This is a genomic window from Saccharothrix sp. CCNWYY140, assembly GCF_037401995.1.
GTDB lineage: Bacteria > Actinomycetota > Actinomycetes > Mycobacteriales > Pseudonocardiaceae > Actinosynnema.
In genome coordinates this window covers 83,512-104,292 of sequence record NZ_JBBEGC010000013.1, presented here as the reverse complement: position 1 = coordinate 104,292, position 20,781 = coordinate 83,512, and the positions used below count along the sequence as shown (strand labels likewise).

The window sequence follows — 20,781 nt, the reverse complement described above, 5'->3', positions numbered from 1 at the left end:
ACCACACTTTTGGCCGGGTGCCGCTAAAATTTTTGCTCGTTCCTCACAAAAATTTCGGCTGCACCCGACCAAAAGCGCGGTAGCCCTTCGGGCAGGCCATACGGGGATGACGGAAGAAGCCCAAGTTGGGAGGTCTGCTGCGCGAGCTGAGAGAAAACTGCTGGCCGGTTCCTGCCGTGCCCCAGTGGTTGTTGCTCCCAACTGCTTGTCTGGTACGGGAACCGGATGGAGTGAGCATGTCCGATGAGGTGGCGCGAGCCAACGTTACGGCGATGAACCTCTTCGCCTCGAACCTCCTGACCACTGCCGGCAAGGAGACGCCTGCGTCCTTCGCGCGCGAGGATCTGGCCGATTGCGGTGGCGGGATGGTGGAGTGCGGCCCGTTGCTGGGGGCGGATCGGCAGTCCACTCAGCGGCTTCGGGAGTTCGTCACCCAGGTCCAGCAAGGGTTTGCCGGGTACGCGAACTTCGCTCGCACCTCTGGGCGCGAGTACCTGGACGCCGACGACACGGCCCGGCGGGTGATGCTCGACGTGTTGCGGACCCGTCGCGGGGACGGTGTGCCGGATGTGTCGCCCGCTCTCCTGCCGCCCAAGGAGGGCTGATGTACGAGCAGTTCAGCCTGGCCGATCAGTTGCGGATGATCAGCGTCGAGAACGAGCGCCACGCGCCCGCGTTGGCCGCTGCCGCGCAGATGTGGACCGACGCGCACGAGTGGATCGAGCACCAGCACGAAGCGTTGACGACCTACGTCGGTCAGTTGCGGGAGACCTGGCGGGATGACGCGGGCGCGTTGTTCGAGGAGCGGGTGAAGCTCAGTGCGTCGACGTTGTGGTCTTGGTCGGGGCCGCCGAGCAACATCCTGACGAAGTTCACGCCGTCGTTGTACGGCAGCATCAGCACGTCCGGGGTGGCGGACCGGCTCAAGGAGCTGGTCACGGCGATCGGCCGCACCTACACGTCGGTCAAGACCATCCACGACGGCTGGGCCAGCCTGCCCCTCCACCTCCAGATCATCCTCGAACCGCAGGCACGCAGGAACGCCGGTCAGGCCCTCGACGGCCTCGCCGCCCAGTACGGCACCGCACAACGGGCGATCGAGACGGCGGTGGGCCCGGTGTGGGACGGACCGCGTGACGCCCTGCCCACCCGCGGCACCCAGGACCCCGGCTCACCAACCAGTGGCCCGTCCCCCTCGCCGACCGAACCAGCCACGGTGCCCTCCGAGCCCGCAACGCCTTCGACACCAACCCAGCCAACACCGTCTACTCCGGACACAGCGTCACGATCGGACGCAGCACAGGCCTTGAGCGCCTTGAGCGACGCCGCACAGCAACTGATGGGTACCGGGACATCGGTACCGGACCCGACAACCTTCGACCCGTCCGCCCTGACCGGAGACCCGATCACGGCCCGAGATGGGCTGATGCTGGCCGGACTGGAGCCCGTGACCGCCGGCGGTGCACCAAGTGCGGGAGGGTCAGCCTCGGCGCCCGCAGTGCCGAGCTCGGGCGTGCCCGTCCCAGGAGGCGTGCCCGTCCCAGGGGGCGTGCCCGCGAGTGCGCACGGCGCGAATGCACAGGCTGCGCGTGCCGCCAAGGCCATGTCCAGCTCCCCGGCCATGCCGCCGATGTACCCACCCCCGTCGGGAACCGCACGGTCCAACGGGGTACGGCCCGGTGTCGCCGAGCACCCCACCGACAACGGCCGGACGCGTGCCCGCAAGCGGGACACCACACCGGGTGTCGCCCTGCGCGGACGGACCGGGTCCGCGCCGCTCCCGGTGTCCCGACCGCGCCGGGACGCCGGGCACCAGCGCCTGCTGGACGAAGAGTTGTGGCAGGTCGACCACGAGGACCACGAGCCGGACCACCGGGCCGGACGTCGAGGAGGGGCAGCATGACCACCGACCGCATCGAGGGGGACACCGCCGCGATGAGCCTGTTCGCGCAACGGCTCGCCGCGCCCCCGCTGCCGCCGTCCCTGGGACGGCTGGGCACACCGCCCAACCTGAGCGGGCTGTTCGAGGGCATCGCGATGTCCGTGCTGGACAAGGCCGCCACGGCCGCCGCCGCGCAGTTCCTGGCCAAGACCACCGAGGAGTTCGCCACGTTCGGCGTGAAGGCCTCGACCGCCGCCGCCACCTACACGGCGGCCGACGTGGCGTCGATGGCCAAGCTGGTGTCGGCGGGCGCGGAGTTCGCGCAGAAGGGCATCGAGACGCTCCAACAGCTCTCCGCCGCCCAGTTCGGCGGCGACACCGCACCCGGCGGCACCGGCGCGACCACCCCGAGCGACACCGCCCAGGCCGGCCCGACGCAGCCCAACCCGACGCAGGCCGGCTCGACGCAGGCCGGCTCGACCCAGCCCGACCAGACCGCCGCCGACCCGCGGCCCGCCACCTGAGGAGCGACCCGTGGCCGTCCCCTACAACGCGCTTCCCATCGAGGCGCACGTCGCGATGATCACCGCCGAGCAGGCGAACGTCCCGGTCCTGGTCGACGCCGCCCGCATGTGGACCGAAGTCCGCACGTGGATCGAATCCGCCCGCGTCGAACTGCACACCCGCGCGCAAGACCTCGCCCCCTCCTGGACTGACCAGGCAGGCCGCGAGATGGAGGAGAAGTTCCAGCGAGCCGACGCCGAGCTCAAGATGTGGGGCGAACGGATCGACGCCTCGAAGGTGTCCGAAACCCTGACCACCCTGGCCACCGCCATCCCGGAGACCATGCAAACCGTCACCGCGCTCTACGAGGGCTACCTGGCGGCGATCTCCAACCCGTTCACGGCAGGCCTGGCGGTCGCGTTCCAACAGGCCGCGGGCACCCGCATGACCGCACTGGGCGGCCAGTTCGACATGTCCATGCTGACTGTCTGCGCGGCCTCGGGCATCAGGTCCCCCGGTGACGTGCTGCCCGAACTGCCGACCGTGTCCAAGGACGACCTGGACGCCGCCACCGCCGTCCTCGGCGCGGCGACCTCGTTGCAGGGCTTGGCATCCTCCGCAGCAGGGGCCTCCGCCTCGCTCCCGGACGTCTCCCTCCCCGACCTCCCGAGCGGCGACCTCTCCCTGGCCGGAGTCACCACGGCACCGCCGTCACTTCCGACAGGTGGTCTGCCCGGAACCGGCGGCGGTGCTCCGGCACTGTCCGGCGGACCACTCCTGAGCGTCCCACCGACATCGTCGACCGGCCTACCCCTGGCCCGCCCCGCCGGCAGGCGACCCGAGCCGACCAGCCACGGGGCAAGCGCCAAAGCGGCCGGGTCAACCCCGGCGATGCCACCGATGATGCCACCCCAAGCGCCACAACAAAACGGCACCCTCCGACCGTCCACAAGCGACAGCCGGACCGGCCGCTCCCGGACCACCCGCCGCAGCACCGAGGCGACCGACGGCGTGCCGGAAACCCTGCGCGGCCGGTCCGGCGACACCCCGCCGCCCGCGGCACCCCAGTACGCCGGGCAGCCGCTGGACGAGGAGTTGTGGCGGCTCATCCGGGACCACGCGCCCCGCTGAGGTCAGGCCAAAGCCAGGGCGGCGACCGCGGGGGCCATGTAGATCAGCGGGAACACCACGTGCCCGTACGACCGCGCCCGCAGCACGGTGACCACCGCCCCGGTGAAGTACAGGACCAGCCCGATCGCGGCGGCGGTTCCGACGGCCGGGACGGCCAGCCCGACCAGCAGGCCGACCGCGCCCAGCGCCTTGGCGACCCCCAACCACGTCCACCACGAGCGCGGCACGCCGTACTCGGCCAGCGGCTCCACGACCCACTTGGCCCCGGTGAACACCGACACGGCCGAGAACCCGGCCAGGACAGCCCCGAGGACGGTGACGACGACGTAGGTGGTCGACATGGCGCAACTCCTTCAACGGTTTCCTTCGTCCTTCACCCCCACGACCCCGCCCGGGACGCGGATGTGACGGATGGGCGGCGACACCGGTGTGTCGCCGCCCACATCCCGTCGAGATCAGGCCACGCCGGCCAACTCCTCCTCCACCACGGCCTCCCGCTTCCGGTCGCGGATCATCACCAGTGACAGCACCGCGCCGGCCAGGGCGCCGACCGCCGCCGCCACGAAGCTGACCGACATCGCGGTGGTGAAGGCGTCGCGCGCGGTGGACACCAGGCTCGCGTCGCCGGTAGCCGCCGCCACCGCGAAGGCGTCCTGGATGGACCGGTGCGCGGCCTCAGGCGCCGAGTCAGGCATCGCCGCCGAGTACGCGCCGGACAGCACGCTGCCCAGGATCGCCACGCCGAGCGCCGCGCCGGCCTGCTGGATGGTGTCGTTGAGCGCGGACCCGACGCCGGCGTGCTCGTGCGGCACCGCGCCCATCAGGGCGGCCACCGCCGCCGGCATCGCCAGGCCGCCGCCGGCGCCGAGCAGCGCGACCGCGATGCCCAGCGGCAGGAAGCCCGCGCCCGGCTCCAGCGTGGTCAGCACCCCGAACCCGCCGGCCACGACCACGAGACCGATGACGGCCAGCGCCCGGTTGCCCGTCTTCGCACCCAGGGTCGCCGCGAAACCGTTGCACAGCAAGGAAGCCACGGCCATCGGGATGAGCGCCAGACCGGCCTGCATGGGCGTGTAGTCGAGCACGAACTGGAGGTACTGCGTCACCACGAGCAGCAGACCGCCGTTGCCGATCTGCACCAGGGTCAGCGACAGGCTGCCGCCGCTGAAGTTGCGGTTGCGGAACAGGCCCAGCGGCACCATCGGCGACTCGGCGCGGGCCTCCCACACCACGAACCCTCCCAGCCCCACGACGGCGACGGCGAGCGCGGCCAGCGTGCCGGGGTGCGCCAGGCCGTTCTTGGGCAGCTCGATGATCATCCAGATCAGGGCGGTCAGGCCGACCACGGACAGCACCGCGCCCAGCGGGTCGGGCTTGCGCCACGGGCCGCGCGACTCGGGCATCCACGCCACCGCCGCGACGATCGACACGACCACGATCGGCACGTTGACCAGGAACACCGCGCCCCACCAGAACCAGTCGACCAGCAGGCCGCCGACGATCGGTCCGCCGATCAGGCCCAGCGTCGCGACCGCGCTCCACACCGCCATCGCCTTGCGGCGCTCCTCCTCGGCGAACACGGTGATGAGGATCGACAGCATGCTCGGCATCATCAGCGCGCCACCGACGCCCATCCCCACCCGGGCCGCGACGAGCAGCGCCGACGTCGAGGCCAACGCCCCGAACAGGGAGCCCGCGCCGAACAGCACCAGGCCGATGACCAGCAGCCGGCGGCGGCCGAACCGGTCGGACAGGCTGCCCGCGGTGAGCAGGAGGCCCGCGAACACGAGGATGTAGGAGTCCAGGATCCACTGGATGTCCTGGGCGCTCGCCCCGAGGTCGGTGGTCAGCGCGGGCACGGCGACGTTGAGCGCCATGTTGTCCACGACCAGCACCAACGTGCTCAGGCAGAGCACCGCCAGCACCAGCCACCTGCGCGGGTTCCCCGATTCCGTCATGACCCCTCCAGAGTGCGAACACCGTTCCGTCGATGCGCACACTGTACGCACAGCGGAACGACGTACGCAACTGCGCACCCCGTGCGCTAGGCTGGCGGGCATGGAGATCCCCTCGGTGTGGACGCGAACCCGCAGGCAGCGCGACCAACCGGCGCTGACGAGGCAGCAGATCGTGGCCGAGGCCGTCGCCCTGCTGGACGCGGACGGCGTCGAGGCGCTGACCATGCGCAAGCTCGGCGCGCGGCTCGACGCGGGCGCCACCTCGCTGTACCGGCACGTGGCCAACCGCGACGAGTTGGTCGAACTGGTCGTGGACGAGGTGTACGGCGAGATCGACGTGCCGGAGATCAGCGACCCGGCGGACTGGCGGACCGCCGCGACGAGGTGCGCGCACAGCGTGCGGTCGATGATCCTGCGACACCCGTGGACGGCGACCCTGCTCGGCCAGGTCGGCCTGGCCTACCTGGGCCCCAACGTGATGCGGCTGAGCGACCGGATGCTCGCGCTGTTCCGCACCGCCGGCTTCCCGGCGGACAAGGCCAACCACGCCCTCAGCACCGTCATGGCCTACGTCATCGGCGTCGGCATCAGCGAGGCCGCGTGGCTGTCCACCCTGGCGCGCAGCGGACGCACCGAGCAGGACCTGGTCGCCGACCTGCGCCCGGCCGTCGAACAGGCCTCCACCGAGTACCCCCACATGCGGCAACAGCTCACCGCGTACGCGGACACCGACCCGGCACACGCCCGCGACGAGTCCTTCACCTACGGGCTGGACCGCGTCCTCGACGGACTGGCCGCCGCACTGCCCTGAAAAACTTCTTCGGCACAGCGGTCACATCCTCGCCGCGCGGTACGTCAGCCAGACGTAGCCAACACGGAGGGAACACCGCAATGTCGAGCACCTCGCGCCTGTCCAACCCGCAGGACCTCGTCCCGGCCCTGAAGGACGTCTCCAAGGCGCTGTTCGCGGCGACCGGCACCGGCCCGCTGCCGCGGACCACGATCGGCCTGATCCAGTTGCGGGCCGGGCAGATCGTCGGCAACACCTACTTGACCGTCCTGCACACCACCACCCTGCGCCGCGCCGGCGACACCGAGGAGCGCATCACCGGCGTCGCGACCTGGCGGGACGCGCCGTACTACACGCCCGCCGAGCGCGCGGCCCTGGCTCTGGTCGAGGCCGTGCTCCAGCCGGCCGCGCAGGGCGAGCGCGTGCCCGACGCGCTGTACGGCGAGGTGGCCGAGCACTACGACGAGGCGGGCATCGCGGCGCTGGCCGTCGCCATCGGCCAGGTGAACTTCTTCGTGCCGCTGGCCTTGATCGGCAAGCCCGCGCCGGGCGTGTCGCCCGCCGAGCAGTGGACCAAGTCCGCCTGACCTCGCTCTTCGGTCGAGGGGCCGGCCTCCCCCGCGCGTGATCCAGGCACCCGATCGGGCGATTGTGTCCGCCGCGCGCAGCGGACGGACCGCGCGCAGGACTATACTCAGGTTGTGACCACAAACGTCGTGACCACAAACCCCCAACCCAAACTGTGGACGTTCATCGAGGGCCACCTGGCCGACCGCGGCCTCACCGCGGGCGACCTGGTCCGCCGCACCGGCATGGCCCGCAGCTGCATCTCGGGCTGGCGCCGGGGCGGCTCCCTGAACGTCCCCACAGCCCGCACCCTGGCCAAGGCCCTCGACGTCACCGTGCTGGAAGTCCTGGTGGCAGCCGACGTCCTGACCGAAGCCGAAGCACAGCTCCGTTCCCGAACCCCGACACCGACAACCCTGACGAACAAGCAACTGCTGGCCGAGCTCAGCCGCCGCCTGCGCTGATCGCCGTCACCCGCGTTGCACAACCACCACCCCGCCGAGGCCCGCACGGGCGTCGGCGGGGCCACCGCCACCTGCTCGTTCCGAGCTAGTTGCCGGCCTTGAAGGTGCCCTGCACGGAGAACGTGCCGCCGGCGGTGGTGGCTTGGACGGTGTAGGTGTCGGCGCCGGAGCTGCGGTCGGCGGCGTGGCTGTACTGGGCGGCGAAAGCGTGGTCGGCGGCCGGGGCCGTGTGGCCGGGCTTGAGGGTCCAGCGGTAGACCACCGTGCCGTCGACCTCCTCTACCGCGACGGTGAAGTCGTCGCCCGGGCCGGTCTGCCACTGGCCAGGGCTGTCCACGCCGCCGGTCTGCTTGATGCGCAGTTCCACGGTGAGCGCCGTGAGCGGCTGGGTGGTGGTCAGGGCGAGGGTGTTCTGGGTCCAGTACGTGTGGCTGTGCGAGTCGATCGTGCCCTTCGCCGTCAGCGGGCCGTCGGTGGTCTCGTGGCCACGAGGCGGGTCCGGCGGCGGCTCGGGGGTGGTCGTGCGGTTCGGTTGGGTGGTCGGGTTCGGCTGGGTCGGTGGGGGTGTGCTGGAGGGGGTGGTCTGCGGGCTCGACACGGTGATCGCCGTGTCCGGTCGGGGTGGTGCGGTGGGGAGCATCGCGGCGACGGCCACACCGGCCACGGCCACGATGCCCGCCGCGGCCAGGCCTGCCAGGGCCACCCGGGGCCACGACCGCCCGATGCCCGAGGTCCGGCGGACACCGGCACCCCGCCGGCCGCCCGCCAACCCACGGACACCGGCCAACCCACGGCGACCGGCCCCACCACGGCCGGCAGCCCCACCACGGCCGCCGACCCCACCAGGGACACCGGCGGCACCAGGGATGCCTGCCGCGCCGGGAACGCCAGCCGTGCCGGGGACACCGGCCAAGCCAGGGACGCCAGCCCTTCCAGGGACACCGGCCCCGCCAGGGATGCCAGCACCGCCGGGAACGCCAGCCCCGCCAGGGATGCCAGGAGCCCCGCCGGGGACACCGGCACCGCCACGGCCGCCTACCCCGCCAGGGGCACCGGCCGCGCCACGGCGGAGGACGCCGCCCCGGCGGGTGCCGGGTGTGCCGCGGCGGAGCTCGGCGGAGGCCGTGCCGCGCTGCACGCGGGCCAGCATCCGGGCGCGGTCGGGTTGGTGTTCCTGGGCGGCCTCGCGCAACCGCCTGCCGATCTCGTCGTTCACCGAGTCCTCCTCCCCGCCACGACGTCCGCCGCCCGCGCGCCGAGCAGGCGTTCCAACTCGGCCAGCCCCTTGGAGGTCTGGCTCTTCACCGCGCCGACCGAGATGCCCAGCGCCAGCGCGGTGTCCTTCTCCGACAGGTCGAACGCGTGCCGCAGGACGACGCACGCCCGTTTGCGGAACGGCAACCGGTCCAGGGCCGCCCGCACGTCCACCACGGCGGCGACGTCCGGGCCGTGCGCCTGCTGCGACCGGTGCGACCAGAACATCGCCACCCGACGACGTTCCCGCGTCGCACCGCGGATGCGTTCCCGCGCCAGGTTCGCGACCACACCCCGCGCGTACGCCACCGGGTGTTCGGCCCCGCGCAGCCGGTCCCACCGCTGCCACAACGCGATCAGGGCGTCGGCGGCGAGGTCGTCGGCGGCGTCGGCCTCCCCGGTCAGGAGGTAGGCCAGCCGCGACAGCTCCGCGTAGTGCAGTTCGAAGAAGGCGTGGAACTCCGCCGACGTGTCATCGAGGAGCATGTCGCTCGGCTGACCTCTCCCTACCCATGTGCCCCTCCGAGGCGGCAACGTACCAGTGACCAGGTCGGTCAGGACGGTTCCCCGACCAGCACGCCGCGGCCGTTGGTGCCCAGGTAGACCCGCCCGTACACGTCGGGGTCGCCGGTGATGACACCGCCGGCGCCACCGCCGAACCGGTTCCGGTCGTCGTTGATCCGCACCCACGCGGCGCCGCCGTCGATCGACCGGAAGATCCCGGTCACGCCGTTCACCGTCCCGTTGAGGTAGAGCGCGGGGTAGCGGGCGCCCGGCGCGGCCTTGCCGAAGCCGACCGAATCGGCGCTCTCCACGCCGCCGCCCACCTTGGTGAAGCTCGCCCCGCCGTCAGTGGACCGGACGAGTCCGTTGTGGCTTGCGATCCACAAGTCACCCACGGTGTTCGCCTTGAGACGTCCGTTCGCGAGCCCGCGGGCCTTGGCGGCGAAGCTGCGGCCACCGTCCGTGCTGGCGTACAGGGTGTCGCCGCTGAGCGCGTAGAAGGTGCTCGCCGTGACGCGGTCAGCCACCACAGCCGTGCCCGAGGGCAGGCCCGAGGACGCCTTCCACGTCTTGCCCCAGTCGGTGGACACGTGCGGCACCTGCCCCGACGCCGTCCACACCACGGTGCCGCCATCGGCCGAGATCGCCACCGCGCCACCGCCCGCCGCGCTCACCGGGGACCCGGCGAACGGCTGCCACGTCACGCCGCCATCGGTGGAGTACGCGCCGCGCTCCTCGTGGCCGTAGCCGACGCGCACCACGACGTTCGGCTTGGCCTGCGCGAAGTCGATGCCGGTGGTGTTGGTGAACCGCGGTCCGGACACGGCACCGGCCGGCACCTTGTCCAGGTCGTCGTGGCGGAACCCGCCGATGTCGCCCAGCGCGCTGATCAGCTTGCCGCCCGGCGGCGTGACCAGACCGAGCACGGCGGTCTCCTCCAGGCCCTTCACGGGGACCGACCAGTGCGTGGGCGCGCCGCGGTCCGCCGCCGTCACGTCGTTGCTGGCCCACAGGCCCGCGCCGGTGCCGTACATGACGTGCGCGGAGTCGAAGGGGTCGATCGCCAGCGCGCCCATCCAGTGGCCGATGCCGGTGCCGACGTACGGCGCCGCGGACGCGTCCCGCACGGACGTGTCGCCGAGCGCCTTCCAGGTGGCGCCGCCGTCGGTCGAGCGGAACAGCTCGTCCGAGGGCCACCAGCGGTCGATGGTCGTCACCATCACCGTGGACGGGCGCTGCGGGTCCACCGCCAGCCCGGCGAAGCCGAAGCCCGAGCCGGGCATGGGCGAGATGTCCTTCCAGGCCCCGGTGGACGGCGTGTGCTTCCACACCGAGCCGGCCTTCACCCCGTTCGGGCCGGGGACGTCGGTGTAGGTCAGGTACAGCGAGCCGTCACCGGACAGGACGCCGTGGTGCGGCAGGTGGCCGGTGGGCTGGCCCGGGACGGCCTGCCAGGTGGCCCCGCCATCGGTCGAGCGGTACAGCGAGGTGGTCTTGTCGGCGACGCCCACGTAGATCGTCTTGCTGCCGGCCGGCCCGAAGGTCACGAACGACAGGCCCACACCGCTGCTGCCGCCGTCCTTGACGGGGAAGGCGGAGACCTGGCTCCACGTCACGCCGTAGTCGGTGCTGCGCCACAGGCCGTTCTTGCGGGTGCCCAGGTAGAGCGTGCGGTGGTCGGCCGGGTCGATCGCGAGCCGCTCGCCCATCGACCGGCCGTCCTCGTTGGCGCCCAGCTTGAACGGCAGGTCGGTGCGCTGGAACGTCTTGCCCTGGTCGGTGGAACGCAGGATCGCGCCGTTGCCCGCCCAGTCGTTGGTGTAGGTGCCGGTGGCGAGGTACAGGCGCTGCGGATCGACCGGGTCGGTCGCCACGCTCTCGATGCCCAGCAGGTTCCAGTCCGCCGCCCAGTCGGTCAGCGGGACCCACTGGCCGCCGTCCCACCGGTACGCGCCGCCCATGTCGGTGCGCGCGTACAGCACGCCCTTGCGGGCGGGGTTGAAGACGACGCCGGTGACGAAGCCGCCGCCCGCGATCTGGACGTTGCGCCAGGCGTAACCGCCCGTGCCGGTGCTCGGCGGTGGCGGCGCGGTCGGCGTGGCGGACGTGCTCGGCGTGGGCCTGGGCGCGATGACCGGGGGCGTGGGCTTGGCCGGCTTGGCCACCCTGGCGGGCTGCCACTGCTGGTCGGTGCCGCCCCGGTCGTCGGACTGGACGACGGCCTGGCCGTCGGGACCGTCCTGCACGCACAGGACCTTGCCGCTGGCCCGCGAGACGATCTTCACCGCGCCACCGTCGACCTCGGTGAGCGTCCACTGCTGGGTGGGAGCGCCCAGGTCGGACTGCTGCTCGACGTTGGCCTGCGCCTCCGCGCCGGCGCGCACACCCAGCACCTTGCCGCTGTTGACGTTGACCAGCTGGTAGTAGCCGTCCTCCGCGGGCTGGACCCGCCACTGCTGGCTGGCCGCGTCGGCGGTGCGCTTCTCCTGCTGGATGCGGACGCCGTCCGCGCTGTCCGCCCCGGCCACGTCCAGCGCGTTGCCGCTGCGCACGGAGACGAACTGGTAGTACGCGGAGGCCTCCACGGTCACCGGCTCCGGAGTGTCCCCGGTGAACAACAGGTAGGGGGCCACGAGCGTGGGCACGCCCGCGATGAGGCCGATCGCCGCCCACCGCCAACGTCCCCGCGGCTCCGCGCCACCGTCCCGACGCACCCGCCGGCCACCGGTGGCCCCGGTCTCACTCATGCAGCACTCCTCGACTCGGCCGTGCCTCGCGCACGGCTCAGGGCGGCGTTCTGCCCACGAGTTGCCGCTGCTCCCGGAAAGGTTTCCGACGACTGTTCGTGATCCACGTCACCCGTCCTTCCCGGACGGGTCAGGGGGTCTGCGCGATCTCCGCGAGTCGGCCCACGCGGTGGGCGAGCTGGGTGAAGACGTCCTCGAAGAACTCGTCGGTGTCGACCGGGCCGGGGTCGGGGACCGACCAGTGGACGTGCCGGTCCGCCGGTCCGAGCTCCTCGAACGCGCCGTCGCAGACCGCCACCACCAGGTCGTCCGGTGCGACGACGTCCCGCACATGGGCGGTGGTCTCACGCTCCAGGACCAGGCCGTGGCGTTCGGCGGTGGCCAGGGCGCGGGGGTTGATCCGGGGGCCGGGGTGGGTGCCGGCGGAGGTGACCGGGATGGGGCTGCGGGTGCTCCACACGGCGGCGGCGAGGGGCGAGCGGGCGCCGTTGCGGGTGCAGACGAACACGACCCTGGGCGCTGTGACGGTCGGCGTGGTGTGCAGGCCGTGCAACGGTTCCGGGGTGAGCCGCACGTAGGCGCGCCGCCCGTCGGCGTGGGACTTGGTGCGCTCCACCAGGCCGACCTCGCGCAGCACCTTGAGGTGGTGGGCGAGCAGGTTGGACGTGAGGCCGAAGCGGGTGGCGAGCTCGCCGGGCGACCGGTCGCCGATCGCGAGCAGGTCGACGATCCCCAGGCGCACCGGGTCGGACAGCGCGTGGTGCACCGCCGCACGGGCCCGAAGATTCTTCTCGATTTCCATTGAGGCAATCCTCGCTGAGGTGCTTGGGTGGGAGCAAGGCCGTCCACACCATGAAGCACAGGAGGCACCCAGGGCCACCCCTCGCGACCCCACCTCGCGACGCACCCGCGCCGGCACGCCCGGCGCGGTGGACGACCACGCGGCCGTTCCATTCGGCCAAAGAATTGACGCCGACTTGTGCGAAAAAACAATTTAGATCTCTTTCGGACATGCCATCCGGAGTAGTTCAAATTAGTGCCCGCCGCCGATTCCGAAGCAGCCTCGGATGCGTACTTTCAGTGCGGTCGAACCAATCCGCCCCTTCTCGGCAATTGGGGGATCCTTGACCACCAAAGAAGCGGTAGGCACGGCGAGCGCGTCGCTGTGGCAGCGTTGGGCGCAGTCGTCCGTCCTCACGAAGTTGTACTGGCTGCTGCGCATCGGCGTCGCGGTGGAATACCTCGGTCACGGCTGGGCGGGGTTGAGCCGGTCGCGGGCGTGGCTGCCCTACTACGACCTGTTCGGCATCTCCGCCGACACCGCCATCGACTGGATGATGTACCTGACCGGGTCCGTCGACATCCTGGTCGGCTTGGTCGTGTTGTTCTTCCCGCTGCGCATCGTGCTGCTGCACGCCACGGTGTGGGGCGTGTTCACCGCCCTGCTCAGGCCCGCTGTGGGCGAGGGTTGGTGGGAGTTCCTGGAGCGCGGCGGCAACTACGGCATGCCGCTGGCGCTGCTGGTCCTGGTCGGTGGCGGCGGGTGGTCCCTGCGCCGCTGGTTCACGCCGGGCACCAAGCCCGAGCACGTCTCCGACCGCGCGCTGGTGTGGTCGCACTGGGCCGCGCGGGGCGGGTTGGCACTGCTGCTGATCGGGCACGGCGGATTCGCGTTGTTCGAGAACAAGGCCTACTTCTACAAGTATTTCGCCTTCTTCGGCATCGACTCGGCCACCGTCGACTCGGCGCACTTGATGGCCGCCTTCGGGGCCTTCGAAATCCTCCTCGGCCTGGCCGTCCTGGCCCGACCGGCGAAAGCACTGCTGTGGTTCGTGCTGGGTTGGAAACTGGTCACCGAACTGCTCCGCCCGCTGGTCGGCCAGGAGTGGTTCCAATTCGTCGAACGCGACGCCGATTACGTGCTCCCGGTCGCACTGGTGATCGGCGCCGGCCTGTACGCGACGGCCTCCCACCGCCAGCGCACCCGATCCACCGTCTAGCAAAGGACACCTCTTGCGTCACCCCTTCCTCACCGCTTCGGCCGTGGTCACCGCCATGACCCTCGTCGCGACACCGACCGCCACGGCCGGTGTCGGGACCGGTCACCCGATCGAGATCGGCACCATCCCCATCGGGGCCAACTCGAGGATGGTCGTCTTCACCCCCGACCACCGCTCGGTCTACGTGGCCAACGGCGGCTCGAACACCGTCTCGGTGGTGGACCCGGTCCGCCGCAAGGAGGTCGCCACCATCCCGGTGGGCACCTTCCCGTACGGCATAGCCTTCGACCGCCCAGGCCGCTACGCGTACATCTCCAACCGCGACTCGGACAACGTGTCCGTGATCGACACCGCCAGCCGCACAGTCGTCAAAACCATCCCGGTAGGCGACGCCCCACGCCTAGCGGCGCTCAAGCCGGATGGACGCGAGGTCTGGGTAAGCAGCACAGGTTCCGACGCGGTCTACGTCATCAACACCCGAACCCAATCAGTAACCCACACCATCCCGGTAGGCGACGCCCCACGCGGCATCCACTTCACCACCAACGCCCGCCAGGCTTGGATAGCCAACTCCGACGCCGACACAGTGTCCATAGTGGACACAGCCACCTACACGGCGGTCGACACCATCCCTGTAGGCGACGAACCCCGCGGCGTCCTCATAACCCCCAACAACCGCACGGCATACATCAGCAACACCATCGCCGGCACCGTGTCAGTCATAGACGTCCAGACGCGCAAGATCACCGCCACCATCCCCGTAGGCCAAAAACCCCGCGGCATAACCCTCGCAGCCGGCGGCCGAATCGCGTACGTGGTGAACGCCGGCCCAGGCACCACCCCCGGCAAGGTAATCACCTTCGACACCCGCACCAACAAGGTCGTAGGCGAGGTCCCAGTAGGCCTAGACGCCCACTGGTCGGCCCCGGGCCCAGGCCACCACTACATCCTGGTAACCAACTCAGCCTCCAACACCCTCTCCATCATCACCCTGACCCACCACTAACCCCCCACCCGATCGAGCGACAGCCCCTCCACATCCACCCGATCGAACGATGCGCCCACACGCCCATCGTCCGCCGCGCACACCTAACATGCACCTATGCACGTCCCCGACCCACGCAACCCCGACACCAAACAGCCCCTCTCTCCCCTCTACGCGTACTTAGCCGCCAAAGCCCACACCCCGGAAGCCACCACACAGGGCCACCCCCGCCCACCGGAACCAACAACGGCAGAAGTCCTAGCCGACCTCCGCCGCCTGCTCGACGAGGCGGAAGCCCTACAACGCCGCCTCCGAGAACACTTCAACCTCTGACCGCCCGAAGCCGGGACACGCTGCCAACCAGGTGTCCCGGCTTCGGGCGATCAGGACCACAGGGACAACCTCAGCCAGGTCGTGACGCTTCGGGATCGAGGCCGGGCGAGTGCCCCTCGAACGCTCACGCGACCCCGGAAAACAAAACAGGCCGGGCACCGTCTCGGTGTCCGACCTGATCTTGGGTGCCCCCGGCAGGATTCGAACCTGCGCACCCGCCTCCGGAGGGCGGTGCTCTATCCCCTGAGCTACGGGGGCCGTAGCTACGGGGGAAGCTTAGCAGGGCTGTAGGAGTGGGTTTGCACCCCCCGCCCCCCTGGGGGCACCCCTGGCGCTTGAGTGGTTGCACAGGGGGGCTACCTGCGGGTTTAGGGGTCGACCGGGTGGGTGGGGAGGTTCACCTGAGGGCCGGTTGCACTCATGCGCATGTGACTATATGTTCCGTTGCATGGGTCACGGTCACGGCCATGTGTCAGCTAGTGCGCAGCACCTCGGCAAGTTGTGGGTCGCGTTTGGGATCGGCGCGGCGTTCATGGGGGTTGAGTTTGCTGTTGGCATTGCTACGCAATCGCTTGCGCTGATCTCTGACGCTGCCCACATGCTCACGGACGTCCTCGGTGTCGGCATGGCGCTTGCGGCGATCCTCCTGGCCCGGCGGGCGAAGGTGACCGGCAGCCGGACGTTTGGCATGTACCGCGCTGAGGTGCTTGCTGCGCTTGCCAACGCCGTGTTGCTGTTCGGGGTTGCTGGGTACGTGGTGTTCGAGGCCGTTGGTCGGTTCGGGAACCCGCCGGAGGTGCCTGGGCTGCCTGTGATGCTGGCTGCGGCGGCTGGGCTGGTGGCGAACGTCATCTCGTTCTTCATGCTGCGTAGCGGCGCCAAGGACAGCATCAACGTGCGCGGCGCCTACCTGGAGGTGCTGGCTGACCTCATCGGGTCGGTCGGCGTGCTCATCAGTGGCGCGGTGACGTTGGTGTTCGGGTGGCGGTACGCCGACCCGATCATGGGTGTCGCGATCGGGCTCTTCGTGCTCCCCCGCACGTGGAAGCTTGCGGCGGGCGCGTTGCGGATTCTGTTCCAGCACGCGCCCGAGCGGGTCGACGTCGCGGCCATGCAGACCGACCTGACCGGCCTGCCGGGGGTCGAGGAGGCCCACGACCTGCACGTTTGGACGCTCACCTCCGGCATGGAGGTCGCCTCCGCCCACCTCACGACCTGCCGTGACGCCGACCCGGCGCAAGTCCTCCAAGCCGCCCAGACCCTGCTGGCCGACCGCTACCACATCGAGCACGCCACGCTTCAGGTCGAACCAGGAGATTCCGCGCAGCGGTGCCGCGAAATCTCCTGGTGACCAGAAACTAGAAAGTTGAGCACTGGCCGGAGCTGGGGCCTCGTACGTCGTTGGTCCAGCCGTTGTTGACCGGCGGCGGGGAGCTGGTGCCGCAGGACAGCGGGCCGCCGATGGTGTTGCCGGCGACGACTGTGCCGCCGCGGTTGCCGACCAAGTCCACCGGACCGCCGACTGTGGTGCGTTCCAGCGACACCTCGCCAGAAGCGCCGGTCACGCTCACCGGGCCGCCCACCGTGGCCTCGACCAGCACCACGGAGGCCGCCCCGGACGCCGTCAGCGGACCGGCCAACCGCCCACCGAACACGTACAGCGACGCACCCGACGCCACCGTCACCGGACCGGTGACCGAACCGCCGTCCACGCACACAACACCCTCGACGCGCAACGGCCCGGCGTGCTCGCCGGTGATGGTGGACGTGCAGGTCACGAACGGTTTGGCCAGCAGCTCGACCTCGGCGACGGTCACGGCGCCCGGGAACTCCAGGCGGTAGTGCTGGTAGTGACCGGCCCGTGCGATCTTGAACGCCCGGGTCTGCTGCCGGTGCGCGAACACGACCCCGGACCGCTCGTCCACAGTGGACCACGTCTTCCCGTCGTACGAACCCTTCAGCACCCACGACGACGGGTCACCGGACCCCTTGCCCGAGGTCAGCGTGTAGAACTCGGCCTTCTCCTTCTTGTCCTTGAGGTCCACCTGCAACCAGGACAGGCTGCCGGACGTCTGGGACGTGTTGTCCAGCACCGAAGCCGGAGCACCGGTCACCGCAGCGGAACCAGTCACGTCCCGCAAGGGCTTGGGCGGTTCGTTCCCGCTGGTCAGCGACGGTGGCGCAGCGTCAGGGCCGGTCGCCCACGACGACGGCGCGGAGCCCATCTCGAAGTCCAGCGTGCCGCCGGACGCGATGGCCGAGTGCGGCAGGTAGGCCTTGTCCCACGTCTTCCCGTTGACCTTCAACGACTGCACGTAGATGTTGCGCGCGCTGTTCGCCGGCGCGTTCACGACCAGCTTGGAGCCGTTCTCCAGGTGCACGGTCGCCTTCTTGAACAGCGGCGACCCGATGGCGTACGTGGAGTTGCCCATCTGCAACGGGTAGAAGCCCAGCGCGCTGAACAGGTACCACGCCGACTGCTCGCCGTTGTCCTCGTCACCGGGGTAGCCCTGGCCGATCTCGCTGCCGGTGTACAGCCTCGACAGGATCTCGCGCACCTTCTCCTGTGTCTTCCACGGCTGCCCGGCGTAGTCGTACATGTAGGTGATGTGGTGGGACACCTGGTTGCTGTGCCCCAGCTGCCCCATCCGCACGTCCCGCGCCTCGGTCATCTCGTGGATGACACCGCCGTACGAACCCGGGAACTTCGCCGTCTCGGGCGTGGCGAAGAACTCGTCCAGCTTCGACGCCAGCCCCGCGCGCCCGCCGTACAGGTTCGCCAGGCCCTGGCCGTCGTGCGGCACCGAGAACGCCATGTTCCAGCCGTCGGTCTCGGTGTAGTCGTGGCCCCACTCGCGCGGGTCGTACTCCGAGGCCGGCGCGCGCCAGGTCCCGTCGGGGTTGCGGCCCTGGAAGAACCCGGTGTTCGGGTCGAACATGTGGATGTAGTTCTGCGCCCGGTTCGCGAAGTACTCGCTCTGCGCCAGGTACTCCGGGTCGCCGGTCTGCTTGTGCAGCTCGCGGGCCATGTTCGCGATGCCGTAGTCGTTGACGTAACCCTCGATCGCCCACGACATGCCCTCGCCGGTCGCGGTCGACGTGTAGCCGGTGAAGATCGAGGTGTCCAGGCCCTTGCGGCCCACGCCCGCGTTCGGCGGCGCCACCGTCGCGTTCTTGACCGCCGCCTCGAAGGCCGCCTTGGCGTCGAAGTCCTTGACGCCCTTGACGAACGCGTCCGCGAAGGCCACGTCCGAGCTGGTGCCGGTCATCAGGTTGGCGTAGCCGGGCGAGGACCACCGGGAGATCCAGCCGCCGTCCCGGTACTGCTGCACGAACCCGTCCGCCAGCTCCCCCGCCTTCTCAGGCGTGAACAGGCTGTAGGCGGGCCAGGTGGTGCGGTAGGTGTCCCAGAAGCCGTTGTTGACGTAGATCTTGCCGTCCACGACCTTCGCGCCGGTCTGCGTCGGTGTCGACGGGCCGGCGGGCTGCACCGGGGAGGCGTACTGGTACTTCGGGCTCTCGGCGGTGCCGACGTTCTCGAAGCCCGAGTTCGGGTACAGGTAGAGCCGGTAGAGGTTGGAGTACAGGGTCGTGAGCTGGTCCTCGGTCGCGCCCTCGACCTCGATCATGCCCAGGACGTCGTCCCACGCCTGCTGGGCGCGGTCGCGCACCGACTCGAAGGTGTCCGAAGTGGACACTTCCAGCTCCAGGTTGCGGCGCGCCTGTTCGACGCCCAGCAACGAGGTCGCGATCCGCAGCTCGACGGTCTTGTCCGCCGACGTGTCGAACTGGAGGTAGCCCGCCACGTTGTCCCGGCCCACGCCGGTCAGCCGCCCGCTGCCCGTCACCGGCCGGTTCACCTTGCCGTACACGAACAGGCGGGTGGCACCGGTCGACAGGCCGCTCTTGACGTCCGAGAACCCGGTCACGACACCCGAAGCGGCGTCCAGCGTCAGCCCGCCACTGTTGTTCACGTTGTCGAACACCAGGTTCGAGCTGTCGCCGGTGAAGGTGAAGCGGAACACGGCGGCGTGGTCGGTCGGCGCGATCTCCGTGCGCATCCCGTTCTCGAACTTCACGCCGTAGTAGTGGGCCTGCGCGGTTTCGTTCTCGTGCTTGAACGGCAGTGCGCGCATCGCCCGGTCGGCGGTGGGGGTGCCGGTGGACGGCATCACCTGGAACGTCTGCCGGTCGCCCATCCACGGGCTGGGCTCATGGCTCGCCGTGAACGCTTGCAGCGTCGGCAGGTTGTCCCGGTTGTTGGCCTTGGCGTACTCGTAGAGCCAGCTGATCGAGCCCGCGTTGGTCATCGGGGACCAGAAGTTGAACCCGTGCGGCACGGCCGTGGCCGGGAAGTTGTTGCCGCGCGAGAAGCTGCCGCTGGAGTTGGTGCCGCGGGTGGTCAGGACGTGGTCGGACGGGCGCGGCTTGGCCACGACCACCGGCGCGGACTTCACGGCGATGTCGTCGAACCAGCCGTTGAACGCCGCCGGCCCGCGCGGGTTGTCGTAGGCCACGAGGATGCGCGTGATCGTCTTGCCCGCCGCGACGGACCCGATCACCGACGCGACCCGGTTCCACTGGTTGGTGTACAACGACTTCGCCGCGCCCTGGCCACGCGGGGACAGCTCGAACCCGTGCTGGTCGCGCGCGCCCAGGTCGGACAGGTAGGTGCCGTCCGAGAACGCGAGGTCGATCGCCGCGTACGTGCTGGGGTAGTTCAGGTCGTCGGTGATGAACGACGGGAACACCAGGTAGGACAGCTCGGTCGTCTCCGTGACCGGGATGTCCACCTCGAAGACCTTGTTGTACGAGTACCCGCGCCCCTCGGCGACATGGGTTCCCTGGTACCGCAACGCCTTCACGCCGGTGAAGCCCGCACCCGCCTTCGCGTTGTACCCGCCGTTGGCGCCCTTGCCGACGGTGGTGCGCATGTTCTGCGCGGGCGGGGTGGTCGAGCCGTCGGAGAACTGGATCTCGGCGAGCTGGATCAGGCCCGCGCCGCCGTAGTTCGCGATGATGTCGATTTGGTAGAGGCGAAACGCCTCGACATTGGCGGTGTCGTAGGTCTTGGTCTGGAAGCGCTCGGTGAACGCCTCGCCGGTGCGGGTGTCCAGCGTCGTCCAGGTCGAGCCGTCGTTCGAGCCCCGCAACGTCCAGTCCCGCGGGTCGCGCTCAGGCGCATCATTCGCGGAAGTCATCGCGTACCGCTGGACGGCCACCGGTTCGGGGAAGGTGAAGCGGACCCAGCCGGTGCGGGTGAAGGTCAGCCACTTCGACGCGGTGTTGCCGTCGACGAGGTTCTCCTTGACCTCACCGGCTTCCACGTACTCGGAGTTGGCGGCGACGTCGACAATGCGGTCGGTGACGTTGCCCGGGATCCCGGTGGAGTCGGACCCGTTGACGCCGGAGGTCTTCGGGCTGCCGTCGGGACCGGTCTCCACGGTGCTCGCCCACTTGGGCTGCGGCTGCCCGTCCTCGAACGACGTGGCGAACAGGGTCTCGCTCACGGCTGGCTCCCCCGGTGCGGCGGTCGCGTGCGACCAGCCTGCCACGGACCCCGCGACCAGCGCAGCGGTCAACAGGATGACCAGGGATCTCCGACTTCGCATGTGCCTCATCGCGCACGCCTCTCGCCTTGGTGCCGGCCCAACTCGCCGGT

The 20,781-nt window shown here is 70.3% G+C and carries 17 protein-coding genes and 1 tRNA gene; 10 read left to right on the top strand and 8 right to left on the bottom strand.

Annotated features, from left to right (window positions below; translation table 11 throughout):
* Positions 1-236 precede the first annotated feature (236 nt).
* Genes WBN91_RS10285 through WBN91_RS10270 form a run of 4 tightly spaced genes read left to right on the top strand, consistent with a single transcriptional unit; the run spans position 237 to position 3,517 of the window.
* The gene (locus tag WBN91_RS10285; protein ID WP_337728069.1) at positions 237-605 is read left to right on the top strand and encodes a hypothetical protein; all 369 of its coding nucleotides are present in this window, start codon (positions 237-239) and stop codon (positions 603-605) included.
* Positions 605-1,903, top strand: a complete 1,299-nt coding sequence (locus WBN91_RS10280) for a hypothetical protein (RefSeq protein WP_337728068.1) — start codon at positions 605-607, stop codon at positions 1,901-1,903. Before WBN91_RS10285 ends, WBN91_RS10280 begins: the two co-directional genes overlap by 1 nt.
* Positions 1,900-2,406, top strand: coding sequence for a hypothetical protein (locus tag WBN91_RS10275; protein ID WP_337728067.1), 507 nt, complete (start codon positions 1,900-1,902; stop codon positions 2,404-2,406). Before WBN91_RS10280 ends, WBN91_RS10275 begins: the two co-directional genes overlap by 4 nt.
* 10 nt (positions 2,407-2,416) lie before the next feature.
* Positions 2,417-3,517, top strand: coding sequence for a hypothetical protein (locus tag WBN91_RS10270; protein ID WP_337728066.1), 1,101 nt, complete (start codon positions 2,417-2,419; stop codon positions 3,515-3,517).
* A 2-nt stretch (positions 3,518-3,519) separates the two neighbouring features.
* Here WBN91_RS10270 and WBN91_RS10265 read toward each other — a convergent pair whose 3' ends face one another.
* Together WBN91_RS10265 and WBN91_RS10260 are read right to left on the bottom strand one after the other, a co-directional pair.
* Entirely contained in the window at positions 3,520-3,858 is a 339-nt protein-coding gene (locus WBN91_RS10265) for a DoxX family protein (RefSeq protein ID WP_337728065.1), read from the bottom strand.
* 114 nt (positions 3,859-3,972) lie between these two features.
* Positions 3,973-5,475, bottom strand: coding sequence for an MFS transporter (locus tag WBN91_RS10260; protein WP_337728064.1), 1,503 nt, complete (start codon positions 5,473-5,475; stop codon positions 3,973-3,975).
* A 100-nt stretch (positions 5,476-5,575) separates the two neighbouring features.
* Between WBN91_RS10260 and WBN91_RS10255 the strand changes: the two genes are divergently transcribed.
* The 3 genes from WBN91_RS10255 (at position 5,576) to WBN91_RS10245 (ending at position 7,296) form a co-directional block, all read left to right on the top strand.
* Positions 5,576-6,286, top strand: a complete 711-nt coding sequence (locus WBN91_RS10255; RefSeq protein WP_337728063.1) for a TetR/AcrR family transcriptional regulator — start codon at positions 5,576-5,578, stop codon at positions 6,284-6,286.
* 80 nt (positions 6,287-6,366) lie between these two features.
* Positions 6,367-6,852 (top strand): carboxymuconolactone decarboxylase family protein, encoded by a 486-nt coding sequence (locus tag WBN91_RS10250; RefSeq protein WP_337728062.1) that lies wholly within the window; start codon positions 6,367-6,369, stop codon positions 6,850-6,852.
* A gap of 114 nt (positions 6,853-6,966) precedes the next feature.
* Entirely contained in the window at positions 6,967-7,296 is a 330-nt protein-coding gene (locus WBN91_RS10245; protein WP_337728061.1) for a helix-turn-helix domain-containing protein, read from the top strand.
* Positions 7,297-7,381: 85 nt separating this feature from the next.
* Here the strand turns inward: WBN91_RS10245 and WBN91_RS10240 are convergent, their stop codons facing one another.
* From WBN91_RS10240 to WBN91_RS10225, 4 genes are all read right to left on the bottom strand, one after another.
* A complete protein-coding gene (locus WBN91_RS10240) occupies positions 7,382-7,999 on the bottom strand; it encodes a hypothetical protein (RefSeq protein ID WP_337728060.1) in 618 nt (205 codons plus the stop codon).
* 509 nt (positions 8,000-8,508) lie between these two features.
* Positions 8,509-9,036, bottom strand: coding sequence for a SigE family RNA polymerase sigma factor (locus tag WBN91_RS10235; RefSeq protein ID WP_337728059.1), 528 nt, complete (start codon positions 9,034-9,036; stop codon positions 8,509-8,511).
* A gap of 68 nt (positions 9,037-9,104) precedes the next feature.
* Positions 9,105-11,801 carry an RICIN domain-containing protein gene (locus WBN91_RS10230; protein WP_337728058.1) on the bottom strand — a complete coding sequence of 899 codons (2,697 nt, stop codon included), beginning with the start codon at positions 11,799-11,801 and terminating at the stop codon, positions 9,105-9,107.
* A gap of 130 nt (positions 11,802-11,931) precedes the next feature.
* Positions 11,932-12,603 (bottom strand): metalloregulator ArsR/SmtB family transcription factor, encoded by a 672-nt coding sequence (locus WBN91_RS10225; protein ID WP_337728057.1) that lies wholly within the window; start codon positions 12,601-12,603, stop codon positions 11,932-11,934.
* Positions 12,604-12,925: 322 nt separating this feature from the next.
* Here WBN91_RS10225 and WBN91_RS10220 point away from each other — a divergent pair, with 322 nt between their 5' ends.
* Both WBN91_RS10220 and WBN91_RS10215 read left to right on the top strand, forming a co-directional pair.
* Complete coding sequence (locus WBN91_RS10220; RefSeq protein WP_337728056.1) at positions 12,926-13,801, top strand: hypothetical protein; 876 nt, start codon at positions 12,926-12,928, stop codon at positions 13,799-13,801.
* 55 nt (positions 13,802-13,856) lie between these two features.
* Positions 13,857-14,807: a YVTN family beta-propeller repeat protein gene (locus tag WBN91_RS10215; protein WP_337728055.1), complete on the top strand. Its 951-nt coding sequence runs from the start codon at positions 13,857-13,859 to the stop codon at positions 14,805-14,807.
* A gap of 498 nt (positions 14,808-15,305) precedes the next feature.
* On the opposite strand, the gene WBN91_RS10210 is transcribed toward WBN91_RS10215, so the two are convergent.
* Positions 15,306-15,377: transfer RNA gene (locus tag WBN91_RS10210), tRNA-Arg, on the bottom strand.
* Between the two features lie 190 nt (positions 15,378-15,567).
* Here WBN91_RS10210 and WBN91_RS10205 point away from each other — a divergent pair.
* On the top strand, positions 15,568-16,470 hold the full coding sequence (locus tag WBN91_RS10205; RefSeq protein WP_337728054.1) for a cation diffusion facilitator family transporter: 903 nt from the start codon (positions 15,568-15,570) through the stop codon (positions 16,468-16,470).
* 7 nt (positions 16,471-16,477) lie between these two features.
* On the opposite strand, the gene WBN91_RS10200 is transcribed toward WBN91_RS10205, so the two are convergent.
* Positions 16,478-20,740: a GH92 family glycosyl hydrolase gene (locus WBN91_RS10200; RefSeq protein WP_443217685.1), complete on the bottom strand. Its 4,263-nt coding sequence runs from the start codon at positions 20,738-20,740 to the stop codon at positions 16,478-16,480.
* Between the last annotated feature and the right edge of the window lie 41 nt (positions 20,741-20,781).

Bases quoted from the DNA above. Each gene is read 5' to 3' on its own strand.
- WBN91_RS10285 (WP_337728069.1), top strand. From the start codon at position 237: ATGTCCGATGAGGTGGCGCGAGCCAACGTTACGGCGATGAACCTCTTC.
- WBN91_RS10280 (WP_337728068.1), top strand. From the start codon at position 605: ATGTACGAGCAGTTCAGCCTGGCCGATCAGTTGCGGATGATCAGCGTC.
- WBN91_RS10275 (WP_337728067.1), top strand. From the start codon at position 1,900: ATGACCACCGACCGCATCGAGGGGGACACCGCCGCGATGAGCCTGTTC.
- WBN91_RS10265 (WP_337728065.1), bottom strand. From the start codon at position 3,858: ATGTCGACCACCTACGTCGTCGTCACCGTCCTCGGGGCTGTCCTGGCC.
- WBN91_RS10260 (WP_337728064.1), bottom strand. From the start codon at position 5,475: ATGACGGAATCGGGGAACCCGCGCAGGTGGCTGGTGCTGGCGGTGCTC.
- WBN91_RS10255 (WP_337728063.1), top strand. From the start codon at position 5,576: ATGGAGATCCCCTCGGTGTGGACGCGAACCCGCAGGCAGCGCGACCAA.
- WBN91_RS10250 (WP_337728062.1), top strand. From the start codon at position 6,367: ATGTCGAGCACCTCGCGCCTGTCCAACCCGCAGGACCTCGTCCCGGCC.
- WBN91_RS10235 (WP_337728059.1), bottom strand. From the start codon at position 9,036: ATGCTCCTCGATGACACGTCGGCGGAGTTCCACGCCTTCTTCGAACTG.
- WBN91_RS10230 (WP_337728058.1), bottom strand. From the start codon at position 11,801: ATGAGTGAGACCGGGGCCACCGGTGGCCGGCGGGTGCGTCGGGACGGT.
- WBN91_RS10225 (WP_337728057.1), bottom strand. From the start codon at position 12,603: ATGGAAATCGAGAAGAATCTTCGGGCCCGTGCGGCGGTGCACCACGCG.
- WBN91_RS10215 (WP_337728055.1), top strand. From the start codon at position 13,857: ATGACCCTCGTCGCGACACCGACCGCCACGGCCGGTGTCGGGACCGGT.
- WBN91_RS10205 (WP_337728054.1), top strand. From the start codon at position 15,568: ATGGGTCACGGTCACGGCCATGTGTCAGCTAGTGCGCAGCACCTCGGC.
- WBN91_RS10200 (WP_443217685.1), bottom strand. From the start codon at position 20,740: ATGAGGCACATGCGAAGTCGGAGATCCCTGGTCATCCTGTTGACCGCT.